This window comes from Candidatus Desulfolinea nitratireducens (assembly GCF_982879505.1).
This window is the reverse complement of the sequence record NZ_CEYOSI010000099.1, coordinates 1-11,884: the sequence shown is the minus strand read 5'-3', so window position 1 is coordinate 11,884 and position 11,884 is coordinate 1. Positions and strand designations below refer to the sequence as shown.

Here is an 11,884-nt window from a genome sequence, read left to right as displayed (position 1 = left end):
CCATTTGAGGTTTTCCCACCCACTGCGGCAACCATCTGTTCAGGATTTCAATCACCGGAACACTTAGCCCAATCGTCAGGACAGAGATCCAAAGACTATCAAAGATAACCAAAGCTGTAGATGCTTGATGCCCCAGCCATCCAACTATATGAGAATTAAAAAACGACATAAACAAACTATTGGTTCCTAACAATATTAATGTGTTTTTTCCAATATAATCCAGCCACCTGCTCCTTGGGATAAAGGATGCCAGGAATATTGTTGCCAATATTCCTGAAAAAGCTGAGAGAAAGAAGTATAAATTTCCATGCTCTGAAGCTTTTAATACCACCACAAAGGAATCAGATGGGCTATTAAGATTGACAGACCAGACCGTGACCCACCCAAAAAATATGAGCAAGGCAATCCGCAGGATTGGGTTTAATTCGACCAATTTCTTCATCCATCTAAAAGTTGAGTATCCCATTGCGTAAAATCCAAAAGCCAAAACAGATTCGTGAATATACCAAAAATTTTTAGGCAAGATATAGTACGCTTCAAGTTCAGGAATTGCCGTCAACACATAACCAATATATAAAAAGAAAGAAGAAAGAAGAATCCCCTGAAGAACAGTTTTTATTTTAGGGAGCAATAATAAGGCCCAAATTTCCACTACGAACAAACAAACCAAAAACCATAGAGTAGCGCTTATATGGGGTTTTCCTTCCAAAAGAAAGATCAGATTTTGGATCAAGAAATCGTAGTCGATCTCCCCAAATTTTACGTACAGGTACACTGGCCAAATCAAGAATGAAATTCCCAAAAATAGCAAAACAGGGAATATTCTTTTCTGAAACAAGACACCGATCTCTGTAAACTTCGAGTCTTTGTTATTTTTATAGAAGAAGCCTGAAATGAAAAAAAACAATGGGAGATGGAAAGCGTATATTAGCTTGTATTGAAAAAAAACCGCATCAGGACTAAGACGATATGTTCTCTGCAAAACATGACCATAATAGATCAGAAAGATACCGAAGACTTTAAGAATATCAACCCAATAATATCTTGTCTGCTGGCTTTGCATAGCTATATCTCCATCATGTCATTTTTACAAATTTCAAGCCAATAATGGGCAAACGCTTATTTGCCCTTCCACATTTTCTCTTTTTACTTCAACATCGGCATCTTGATCCCATGCCGCTTGGCCGCATCAATGGCGATATCATAGCCTGCATCCGCATGGCGGACAACCCCCATACCGGGATCAGTCGTCAGCACCCGTGAGAGACGTACGGCAGCTTCGGGCGTGCCATCTGCAACGATAACCTGTCCTGCGTGCTGTGAGTAGCCCATCCCCACTCCGCCTCCATGATGAAATGATACCCAGGTCGCGCCACCGACGGCGTTGATCAGCGCATTCAAGATCGGCCAGTCTGAGACTGCGTCGGAACCGTCCAGCATCGCCTCTGTTTCTCGATTTGGCGAGGCAACAGACCCCGCGTCAAGGTGATCGCGACCAATCACGATAGGGGCTTTTACGATGCCCTCGGCAACGAGTTTGTTGAAGGCCTGGCCTGCCAGCTCGCGCTCTCCGTACCCCAGCCAGCAAATGCGGGAAGGTAATCCTTGCACAGCGACTTTTTCCTGCGCCATCTTGATCCAACGGTGGAGATGTTCATCATCGGGGAAAAGCTCCAAAATGGCTTCATCTGTGCGGAGAATATCTTCGGGGTCACCTGAAAGCGCCACCCAGCGGAAAGGGCCCTTCCCCTCGCAGAAGAGGGGGCGGATATAGGCGGGCACAAAGCCGGGGAAATCGAAGGCATTTTTGACACCATGATCGAAGGCCTGCTGGCGGATATTATTGCCATAATCGAAAACTTCGCTGCCCATTTTCTGGAGCGCCAACATGGCTTCGACATGTTTCGCCATCGAAGAGCGTGCCATTTCTTTATATTTGGCAGGGTCAGATTCGCGGAGCACATCGGCTTCTTCTACGCTAATACCTGAGGGAACATAGAATAAGGCTTCATGTGCGGAGGTTTGGTCTGTGACCACATCCGGGATGATGCCGCGCTTTACGAGTTCGGGGAAAATATCTGCAGCATTACCGACCAGGCCGATGGAGAGAGATTTCTTGGCGGAAACAGCCTCCTCAACCAATTCCAAAGCTTCATCAAGGGTATCAACCACAACGTCCACGTAGCGATCTTCAAGTCGGCGCTGGGCACGGGCCGCGTCTACCTCCACACACAGACCAACGCCCTCGTTCATTGTGATAGCCAGAGGCTGGGCGCCGCCCATTCCCCCCAATCCGGCAGTTAATACAAATTTGCCAGCCAGAGAATTCCATCCGCGCTGACGCGCTAACGCGCCAAAGGTTTCGTAGGTGCCTTGAAGGATGCCCTGGGTGCCGATGTAAATCCACGAACCGGCGGTCATTTGCCCGTACATCATCAAGCCTTTGGCAGCAAGCTCGTCGAAATGATCCCAGGTTGCCCAGGCGGGGACAAGATTGGAGTTGGCGATCAGGACTCGCGGTGCATCGGTGTGAGATTTGAAAACCACGACAGGTTTGCCCGATTGAACAAGGAGGGTTTCATCTTCTTCGAGATTTTTGAGCGATTCAAGGATGGCATCAAAGGATTCCCAATTTCGGGCAGCCTGGCCGCGACCGCCATAGACGATCAGCTTTTCGGGTACTTCAGCAACTGAAGGGTCAAGATTATGCTGGATCATGCGGTAGGCGGCTTCGATAAGCCAGTTTTTACAGGTTAGTTCGGTCCCTGTTGGTGGATGGACTACGCGGGGTTCGGACATGGAGACTCCTGGTTGAAGGTTAGAAAGTTGGCATATTTATGGTTAAGAATAATTACTTGTGAATTGTTTTCTAACAACTTAATAATTCCACTTCTATTATACGACTAAAGAAAAACTTCGGAAATCTTGGAGACATCCGAAGTTTTTCTTATCCTTCTAGGTAATGGTAAAAAATGCTCAAAGATGATTCGTAATCCCTGTTTCTCTGGCAAAAGCTGCTGGATTGCAAATCCAGCGAGAGCATCATTTTAATTTGCCCATAAACAACTCTTTTTGACCTATCTCAGATTGCTCTAAGGAATCAGACGAATATAATCTATTTCAATCGTCGTTGCCTGATCGATTGGATCGAATCGTATATCTCCAATGATGCCTTTCCAGTTTTCCGATGCAGACATATCGACTGTATAAGTTATATATTCATCCGATTCATCAACATCGAAGGCTACAGAAGTTTCTTCTACATGGTATGGGAATTCCTTAGTCGTGAAGAAAAACTGCCCTGTACCGCTTTGCCCAGTCTTCATACGAATTTCAATTTTTTTATACGTGTCACCATTTATTCCGAGTGGGGGAGATGCCATATAGGGATCATTTCCCGTCGCCTGGATAATCAATGCGCTATTCTGGATTTCAAACGTATCCATGTGATATAAGGGTTTCCAGCCCTCAGCATCATCTTCGAATTCCCATCCATGAGACGGCTCCAACATCTGCCCGCTGAGCGTGACCGTCATACGTTCAAATTTCGTGTTATGCCAGCGAGTTACACCCACTGGGGTCGTGACGTAATAAATATAAAACGTTTCTGACGTATTGAGTGGGTTACCATCGGGAGCGATAATTGTAGGGTATGCCATTTCCCCATTAAACTCCATCAATAGCACTCGCGGCGACCATTGATAACCATCTTCGGATGTTGTTAAATAAAGTTGATAGTTATTCGTATCAGAACGAACGTGTGTCAATATCGCCATGATATAGCGATCAATGAACATATTATAAGAAATACTGAACCAATCTGTGGGAGGGTTGCCCGCTTCTAATGGTGAAGATAATCCTGAAATTCCCGGTTGCTGCTGTCCATTATTGTTATATTTAGACCAGGGCGTGACCATTCCATTCTTTGCAGCTTCGATGACTTCATCCACCGCTGCGGTCGCAACAGCAAGTTCAATTGTGTTTAAATCTTCAAGCCGATCGCGGAAATATACCAGGAACTGACCGTCTTTAATCGTGTACGTCGCTCCGCCCATGTCAGCACAGCAAGGTGCTTTTGCATCAGGAGGGGCATTGTTTTCTAGAATAATCCCCAGGTTTTGGAAAGTTTGTCCGTCATCTTGTGAAGCAGCAAGGCCAATTGATGCATGAAAAATGGAGCCATTCCCATTCAGATGCCGCTCTGCGTGATAGAACATCAACAATAACCCACTATCAGGGTCACGATAAACGGGACCACCTGAGGCGTAAGAGAATTCCGAGTCTACACCTGCGATAGTGAGTCTATGGTTTTCAACGATATTTCCCGGATCATCCAGTGTCCCAACGCTGACGGCTGAGCGTGTGCTGTTTGCCGCAAAAAAACGGAATTGTCCATCAAAGGGAACGAGACCAATATTTCCGTCTGGCCAGAAGAAAGTATCTGTCTTTCCAAGCGTGGCACGTTGTTGTTGTTCATAAATGGTTTCTGTGGATGTCGATGCAATTTCAGGGCTGTAGAAGGAAGTATCCACAAGATCCTGTGTTGGGGTTGGTTCAGGAGTGTTCGATGCCGTCGAAACAACCTCAGGTATGTTTTTTGGGGATGGCATTGTTGGGGTGGATGTGACGGGAGCACGACACGCACCAATAGTGAGTGTCATACAAAACAGGAATAACAGAAACCTTTGTTTACTAACTCTCATCACCTTTTCCTTTAAATACCCTGATTAAGGTAGAAATAATCTGGAATATTGTAGCATAATCAAGGTGTTTTTTTACTCTAATCTCAAGTATGTTCCGATTGACTCCCAGCCCAAATTAACCTAAACTCAAGCTATGCTTTCTCGTGTTTATTCCTGCGCTGTTGTTGGTCTTGAAGGTGTCGTCGTTGAAGTCGAAGTCGATACCACACGAGGTTTGCCTGGCACCGATATTGTGGGGCTTCCAAATGCCGCCGTCAAAGAGAGTCGCGAGCGTGTCCAGGCTGCTATCAAAAATAGCGGTCTGCCCTATCCCCGAAAACGGATCATCGTCAATCTCGCCCCCGCTGCCGTCCGCAAAGAAGGACCGACCTACGATCTTCCGATTGCGCTTGGCGTATTACTGATGCAGATGCTCGTCCCGCCCGATAGCATGGATAAAGCCATGGTCATCGGCGAACTTTCTCTGGATGGCACAGTTCGTCATTCGAAGGGGATCCTGCCAATGGCTGCCTCTGCCAGAGCAGAGGGATTTAAGCGGATATTTGTTCCCGAGGTGGACGCAGCGGAAGCCGCCCTCATCCCCGATTTGGAGGTGATTCCGGTACAATCACTTTCCGAGCTATACAGGCATTTGATCGGTGAAAAAAAGATCGAAGCCCAAACAGCTCTCGCTGTGGACAAAATCCCCATCCCCGGTAACCTGACCGATTTCTCCGAGATCAAGGGGCAGGAACACGTCAAACGAGCGCTAGAAGTCGCTTCTGCGGGTTCGCACAATATGCTTTTGATGGGACCGCCCGGTGCAGGCAAAACCCTCCTCGCGCGTGCCATGCCGAGCATTTTGCCCGGAATGAGCATTGAAGAAGCCCTCGATGTGACCCGGATCTACTCGGTCGCAGATCAACTCCCCGCCGATATTCCTTTAATGCAATTACGTCCCTTTCGTGCGCCGCATCATACCATCAGCCATGCAGGTTTGGTCGGCGGCGGCAATTGGCCCCGCCCCGGAGAGATTTCTCTCGCCCACCGCGGTGTATTATTCCTGGATGAATTCCCCGAATTCGGCTCACGCGTACTCGAAGTGATGCGCCAACCGATGGAAGATAAATTGGTCACCATCAGCCGTGCCCAAGGCTCACTAACTTTTCCTGCAAACTTCCAGTTGATCGCAGCGATGAACCCCTGCCCTTAGGGTTACATATAACCGACCCTTTTATTCCTAAACCTCCCCCGCCGTTTCCAATATCAACAATTCCATCGTCATTAAATAGGTACTGCCCTCGAAGCACTCCTTGAATTTCAAAGGTGCTTGCGTTGGCATCCAAGATGATTTTATCTACTATCGTCGTGATAATATTTTTCTGGACATCGAAGGGCGCATCAAAGACCAACCCACTCTTTTCAGCATTTTGGCAGATCATATAAATCTCTTGCTTCTTTTCTTCCAACTCTTCAGGCGACATCAATTTCTCAGTTAATTTTCTCGCTTCATCCTGCAGTTTATATAACCGATCTTTCAACGCACTTCTATGCTCAGAATACTCATCGGCGTCAAAAGCGTCCATGAGATAAGCCTTGTACATCTTCTCATCTTCTTGTTTTGCTTCCCGTATTTGTCTTTCGAGAAAGTCAATCTGTGCGCGGAGCTGATTATTTGTCTCTCCCTGATATTCCCTTTCCAAGGCATCAATCATGATTTCAGGATGGAGAAGAACTTCATAAATTGCCGTCCATACAGATTCGTCCAGTCTTCTCATAGAAGTCTGCTTCTGATCGCAGCCAATCTTCTCTCGTACCGCTTTTACACGATTTGCTCTGCCTGCGCAGCGGTAATTGGTTAGCACATACTCTTTCTCCTCACGTCTTTCTACTTTACGTCTACCAATATATTGATAACCACAGGTTGCGCAAATAACCAAGCCTGTCAACAGGAAAGGGTGTTTTGGCTTTCTTCGCCCTATATTATTTGCAACGAGCTGATTTGCTTTCTCCCAATCTTCCAAGGAAACAATCGCAGGCACAGGGACAACAATCCATTCATCCCTAGGGCGTTGTACCCGCTTTGCAACCAGCTTTTCAGTTGCCTCTGTCAGATTGTCTGGCTGTTTCTTTGCAGGCACCTTTATTTCCATCATCTGATGGGCAATAAATTCCCCTTTATACAAAGGTTTCTTGATAATTTTGGCAACCATTTTCGGTTCCCAATACTTAAAGCGTTTGGGCGGCGGGTACTTGCCTTCAAGCATTACAGCAATCCGCCGCATGGGATAACCTTCGATCACTTTTCTATAGATATAGCGGATAGGCTCGGCTTCGTCCTCACGAATAGCGTAGTGTGTATCTCGTTTGGCCGCTGGTCCTTCCTGTCCCATTGAGTCGACAAACTTATAGCCATAAGCTGCGACTTTTGCAGTTACACGGCCACTGCGTGCTTTGTGGAGATTCCCTTCCATCATGCGCTGCTTGGCTTTTTCCATATCATCCTGAGCAATTGCCCCCATGACAGCCTGCTCAATACGGGATGAAAAAGTTTTCCAAAAGACCACCTTCAGTCCGAACTGCTTCATCTCATCCAGCAGAAAGCCCTGATGCCAGTCGGCATTTCTGGACAGACGATCGAGGTGTTCAATCACCACAGCATGCGCGCTGCGTTCAGGATTGCGATATTCCTGTCTTAAACGGGAAAGATCCGGGCGATGAACAAAATCAAAGCCCGAATCATCATCAGCAAACACATAGCCCCAGGGAATTCTCAGTCGTTGCTTGGATGCGATTTCGTGAAGATGGGTTACTTGGCGAGGCAGCCCAGAGCGCCCATCCTCTGCCTGCCCGGAAGATGAGACCCGTAAATACCCAAAGGCTATTTCACCATTCGGGTGTCCAAGCGCGTCGTTAACTGAAAGGGCGTCAAAGGCTGACTTGAAAAAATCATGAATAGGCATCTTGTTCTCCTTCCTAAAGATCAGGACTTACTTTTCCAAGAACCTTTTGGGGGTAGTGGATATCGCCCTTTAATAATCCCGTCCAATTCGAACCAGCGCTCAACGGTATCCAGGGTAACTTTATTGACGACCGTCTTGATGATCCGCTTCTGGATTTCAAAAGGCGCATCTTCGGCTAAGCCATTCTCTTGGGCGGTCTGACAGATCAACAAGATGGTCTGTTTTCTAGCTTCAAAGTTCTCCGGGCTGATCAGGCTTCCGTTGAGTTGGGCGAGTTCCTGTTTGAGTTTCTCTGCCTTTTTTTTGACCAGCTTCCTGCGCTCTGCAAATTCAATTTCATCAAAGACGCCGGCCATATAGGCTTTGTAGAGTTTCTCGTCCTCGTTCTCTGCCGAGCGGATCTGACTTTCCAGAAAATCGATCTGGCGAGAAGTTTGCTCGTTGCGTTTCCCCATGAATTCCTTCTCCAAAGCAGTTAGCAGAATTTGGGGATCGAGCAAGACTTGACAGACAATATTCCAGATAGCCGGATCCAATACCTTGGAGGAAATTTGACTGCTGTCACACTGAACCCTTTCGCTAAAAGCTGGTACTCGGGGCGATTTGGCATTGCAACCATATCCGCTGGTAATCGTCTTCTCACCATCCTTGCGATGATATATCCTCCTGTGCCCCGAGTAGCTATAGCCACATCTGGCACAGCGAGTGAAACCAGTCAGCAGGTAATGGGATTTAGAACTGCGCTTGTTCGTCTTTTTATTTGCTGAAAGGATATTATTTGCCAGGTCCCATTCCTCCACTGAAACAATCGCGGGCACTGGCACAATGATCCATTCCTCTTTTGGACGTGCAACTCTTTTCTTGACCATCTTCACTACAGGTCCAGTCAGACTGCCCGTATTAACGGTTACAGGGACCTTCACTTCTGTTCTACGGTTGGCAGCAAAATCACCTTTGTAGGCAGGGTTTTTGATTATGTTATACAAGGCGCGCCCTTCCCAATTCGCTGCGTTTCTAGGTGGGGGATATTTTTCCTGGAGCATTCTTGCCAAGCCTCGCAAGGGATAGCCTTCAATAACCCGTTTGTAAACCAGACGGACGATTTGGGCTTCATCTTCACGGATGGCGTAGTGGCTGTCTTTCTTTACTGTCTCCCCTTCCCGCCCCTTGGAATCCACGAGCTTATACCCAAAGGCAGGCACTCTTGCGGTCACACGCCCGCTTTTGGCTTTGTGGATATTGCCCTCTGCCATACGGCGTTTTGCCTGTTCCATCCCGTCTTGCGCGATCGCACCCATAACGGCACGCTCGATACGGGAGGAAAACTTCTTCCAAAAAAGCGGTTCGACCCCATATTGTTTCATTTCATCCAGCAAAAAGCCCTGATGCCAGTCTGCGTTTCTGGAAAGGCGATCCAGGTCTTCGATGACAACAGCATGGGCAAGGCGTGCTGTTGATTTATAAGCCGTGCGTAGGCGGGAGAGGTTGGGACGGTTCGCAAATTCAAAGCCTGAATTATCATCGGCAAAGATATGCTGCCAGGAGATCTTCAGGCCATGCTCAAAGGCAATTTCGTGGATGTGCATCATCTGGCGCGGCAGCCCGGAACGCCCTTCATCTGCTTGCCCAGCGGATGAAACCCGTAGATAGCCAAAGGCAGGCTGCCCTTGGGGATGACCGATCATGCCATTTTTTGCCAGAGCATTAAATTCTGTTTTGAAAAATTGTGAAATAGACATCAGGGCTCCTTTTTTAGAACATCTGTGTCATTATTATAATATATAAACAATAATATCGACACAAGAAATCCATAGAGAATAAACGAAAAGGAATTTGCTTTTGCTTATTTATTCAGATGACGATAGATCGTACGGATGGAAACCTTGAAACGCTCTGCCAGGGCTTCGGGTGGTTGCCCCTCTTGTGCCAGGCGGCGGATAAGCTTGCTCTGGTCTTCCGTGAGCTTGTAGTTCCCCTGAGGACGTTTTTCAAACTTTTCCAGGTCGGCTGGCAGGATTAGCCAGTCTCGTCCAGCCTTGGTCGCGGGCAGACGATCCGCCTGGATCAGGGCCAAGACCCGTTGCCGGCTGACAGCCAGTTTTTTTGCAACATCCTGTGTGGTGAGATAGTCCATGAGGGAAATCATAGCATAACTTCAGGATTTCTTTGGGGTCTGTTGCCCGCTGGCGGCAAGCAGGTAATCGACCAGGATCATTACCGCAGTATCCAGACGCATCCGTTCCTGGGGGCTGAGTTGAGCGACGTCGGGTATGCAAACCTTTCCCTGCGCAGGGGTTTCTTTTTCTTGAGGTGGAGATTGAGTGGTAGTGGACATCCGTATCCTTTCTTGTAAAAAAGAAGTGCTGCCCTATTTTTACTTGCCGCGATGCAAGAAAAAGGCGATTTTGATTTGTAGAAATACGGTAATAAATCAGGAAGCGCGGTTTTCATTTGTTTGGAATGGCTGGTAAAATACCGCTATATGGAAAAAAAGGCTTTGATCCGTAAAGAATATGGACGCACCCAAAAGTGGGCTTTATATGGCATGCTGAGTTTCAGTTTTCTCTGGACAGGGTATGCTTTATTCTGGTTCTATGAAAAGTTGTACCGGGCGGCAGGTGTTGAAATTGCCCAGGTGGCGTCGGCAATTGGCTTTGCTCTCATTCTCTTTTTAGTCTCTGTTGGCTTTCGCTTGGGGCATCGAATAGACCGGATGATCCAACAGGATCGCCTGCCCCTTCATACGGTTGCCAGTACGCGTTGGTTGAATTTCATTATCCGGATGTGGAAGTACGAAAGAAAATATCTGGATGGTAAAGAAGCGGAGCCAGAAGCCATTCGTAAAGAGGTTTCCCCGGATGAAACCCTACCTGAGTCCATCCCTACCATTGAGGAAATCAAGGAATATATTCTCTCTGAAGAGAGGGAAAATCCCCCGTCGTCCAAACCAAAAAAACGCCAACGTGGTCGCCGCCCTACTTTTCCTGTGGGGCGCTGGGTGCCTGTTGCGCTTAAGTGGGAAAGCGCTGATCCATTATGGGATGAATATTCTTTGGGTGATGTGATCAGTGAATATCTCGGGGTAGCGGCCGATGGCTCTCCGATCTTATCGGATCAAGCCTACCGTAAAACATGGCGCGATCTTGCCCTGGAAGAGGCAAAACGCATGGTAAAAAGCGGCGAAATGACAGACCCCAATCTGCTTAAACTTTTCAAGAAATATTATGAGAGAAAATCAAGGAAAGTATAAAGAAATAAGGACTTCTTTTTCGGGCAGGTTTTATTGACCTGCTCGATTTGTCTATCAAAGGTTACGTCACACCATCGGACAGGTACGCTCACCGCGAATTTGGGGGAATGATACGGGGCAGAAAATTTGCCTAAAAAATAGCGTATACACTTTTCTTCGGTCACGGAAAAATTTGTCATTCCTGACAGAGCTCGCCTCAACCTTTTCAGCTTTCTGTTAAAAGCCGACGCTTTTCCCCTTTTGCTGCCTGAATCCTGAACTTATTTACAACCCGATATTCTTTATCTGGGGGGAATCCATTTATTACCCTATTCCTACCAATTAAATACCCATGTTTTTCTAACCCCGCCTGTTAAAAGAGTCCTTGCACGGCTCTTTTTTTAATTCTACACAAGCGAGGTACACATGACAAAACTGATCATTTATTTGCGCGAAGAAGAATTCTCCGCACTTAGCAATCTGGCCCAACGTGAATACCGCGTGATCAAGGCACAAGCATCTCTGATCATCCGGATAGAGTTGGAGCGCCTCGGATTGCTGCATCAAAAAGACCCCAAGTCCACCACTCCTGTGCCTCTTACGGAGAGGCCACTCAATCTAGGGGATTGATATGCTGGCATCCATCTTTATCGGTTTTTCAATCTTTCTGGGTTCCATTCTGTTCGGCGTGCTGGTTTATCGTCTGTTTTTCTGATTTCTTCATCTCATTTTCATAAGGATTATTATGGCCGTAAAAATCATTTGTATTGCAAACCAAAAAGGCGGGGTGGGTAAAACCACCACCGCCGTTTCCCTGGCGCATGGACTGGCGCTGCGAGGAAAGCAAGTCCTGCTGGTGGATTTGGATCCGCAAGGACAATCCGCAACGGCTTTAGGGCGCAGCCCGGAGTCGGGCGTCTTCTACCTGCTCACGATGGGCAATTCGCCGCAGGAAAGCAGCTTTGTCCAGTCCTGGGTGCGCGCGTCCGGGCGGGAGGGTCTCTATCTTT

The 11,884-nt window shown here is 47.4% G+C and carries 10 protein-coding genes and 1 pseudogene; 4 read left to right on the top strand and 7 right to left on the bottom strand.

Annotated elements, in window-relative coordinates:
• From AC3DOM_RS10055 to AC3DOM_RS10045, 3 genes are all read right to left on the bottom strand, one after another.
• Window positions 1-1,063, bottom strand: a 1,063-nt coding sequence (locus AC3DOM_RS10055) for an acyltransferase family protein (protein WP_487918913.1), incomplete at its 3' end; no start/stop codon positions are given.
• Window positions 1,064-1,146: 83 nt separating this feature from the next.
• On the bottom strand, window positions 1,147-2,799 hold the full coding sequence (hutU, locus tag AC3DOM_RS10050; RefSeq protein ID WP_487918912.1) for a urocanate hydratase: 1,653 nt from the start codon (window positions 2,797-2,799) through the stop codon (window positions 1,147-1,149).
• A 293-nt stretch (window positions 2,800-3,092) separates the two neighbouring features.
• Window positions 3,093-4,610, bottom strand: a complete 1,518-nt coding sequence (locus AC3DOM_RS10045; protein WP_487918911.1) for a hypothetical protein — start codon at window positions 4,608-4,610, stop codon at window positions 3,093-3,095.
• A gap of 226 nt (window positions 4,611-4,836) precedes the next feature.
• Here AC3DOM_RS10045 and AC3DOM_RS10040 point away from each other — a divergent pair.
• A pseudogene (locus AC3DOM_RS10040) lies at window positions 4,837-5,892 on the top strand (YifB family Mg chelatase-like AAA ATPase); the annotation flags it as partial.
• Here AC3DOM_RS10040 and AC3DOM_RS10035 read toward each other — a convergent pair.
• From AC3DOM_RS10035 to AC3DOM_RS10020, 4 genes are all read right to left on the bottom strand, one after another.
• On the bottom strand, window positions 5,822-7,645 hold the full coding sequence (locus AC3DOM_RS10035; RefSeq protein WP_487918910.1) for a recombinase family protein: 1,824 nt from the start codon (window positions 7,643-7,645) through the stop codon (window positions 5,822-5,824). The pseudogene AC3DOM_RS10040 and the gene AC3DOM_RS10035 overlap by 71 nt on opposite strands.
• Window positions 7,646-7,665: 20 nt before the next feature.
• Complete coding sequence (locus AC3DOM_RS10030; protein ID WP_487918909.1) at window positions 7,666-9,384, bottom strand: recombinase family protein; 1,719 nt, start codon at window positions 9,382-9,384, stop codon at window positions 7,666-7,668.
• 104 nt (window positions 9,385-9,488) lie between these two features.
• A complete protein-coding gene (locus AC3DOM_RS10025) occupies window positions 9,489-9,791 on the bottom strand; it encodes a helix-turn-helix domain-containing protein (RefSeq protein ID WP_487918908.1) in 303 nt (100 codons plus the stop codon).
• A 9-nt stretch (window positions 9,792-9,800) separates the two neighbouring features.
• The gene (locus tag AC3DOM_RS10020) at window positions 9,801-9,980 is read right to left on the bottom strand and encodes a hypothetical protein (protein WP_487918907.1); all 180 of its coding nucleotides are present in this window, start codon (window positions 9,978-9,980) and stop codon (window positions 9,801-9,803) included.
• Window positions 9,981-10,127: 147 nt separating this feature from the next.
• Here AC3DOM_RS10020 and AC3DOM_RS10015 point away from each other — a divergent pair, with 147 nt between their 5' ends.
• From AC3DOM_RS10015 to AC3DOM_RS10005, 3 genes are all read left to right on the top strand, one after another.
• Window positions 10,128-10,895 (top strand): hypothetical protein, encoded by a 768-nt coding sequence (locus tag AC3DOM_RS10015; RefSeq protein ID WP_487918906.1) that lies wholly within the window; start codon window positions 10,128-10,130, stop codon window positions 10,893-10,895.
• Window positions 10,896-11,300: 405 nt separating this feature from the next.
• The gene (locus AC3DOM_RS10010; RefSeq protein ID WP_487918905.1) at window positions 11,301-11,504 is read left to right on the top strand and encodes a hypothetical protein; all 204 of its coding nucleotides are present in this window, start codon (window positions 11,301-11,303) and stop codon (window positions 11,502-11,504) included.
• A 115-nt stretch (window positions 11,505-11,619) separates the two neighbouring features.
• A partial coding sequence (locus AC3DOM_RS10005) for a ParA family protein (protein ID WP_487918904.1) occupies window positions 11,620-11,884 on the top strand: 265 nt, incomplete at its 3' end.

Coding starts and splice junctions, on each gene's coding strand:
- hutU (WP_487918912.1), bottom strand. CDS start 2,799: ATGTCCGAACCCCGCGTAGTCCATCCACCAACAGGGACCGAACTAACC.
- AC3DOM_RS10045 (WP_487918911.1), bottom strand. CDS start 4,610: ATGCCATCCCCAAAAAACATACCTGAGGTTGTTTCGACGGCATCGAAC.
- AC3DOM_RS10035 (WP_487918910.1), bottom strand. CDS start 7,645: ATGCCTATTCATGATTTTTTCAAGTCAGCCTTTGACGCCCTTTCAGTT.
- AC3DOM_RS10030 (WP_487918909.1), bottom strand. CDS start 9,384: ATGTCTATTTCACAATTTTTCAAAACAGAATTTAATGCTCTGGCAAAA.
- AC3DOM_RS10025 (WP_487918908.1), bottom strand. CDS start 9,791: ATGATTTCCCTCATGGACTATCTCACCACACAGGATGTTGCAAAAAAA.
- AC3DOM_RS10020 (WP_487918907.1), bottom strand. CDS start 9,980: ATGTCCACTACCACTCAATCTCCACCTCAAGAAAAAGAAACCCCTGCG.
- AC3DOM_RS10015 (WP_487918906.1), top strand. CDS start 10,128: ATGGAAAAAAAGGCTTTGATCCGTAAAGAATATGGACGCACCCAAAAG.
- AC3DOM_RS10010 (WP_487918905.1), top strand. CDS start 11,301: ATGACAAAACTGATCATTTATTTGCGCGAAGAAGAATTCTCCGCACTT.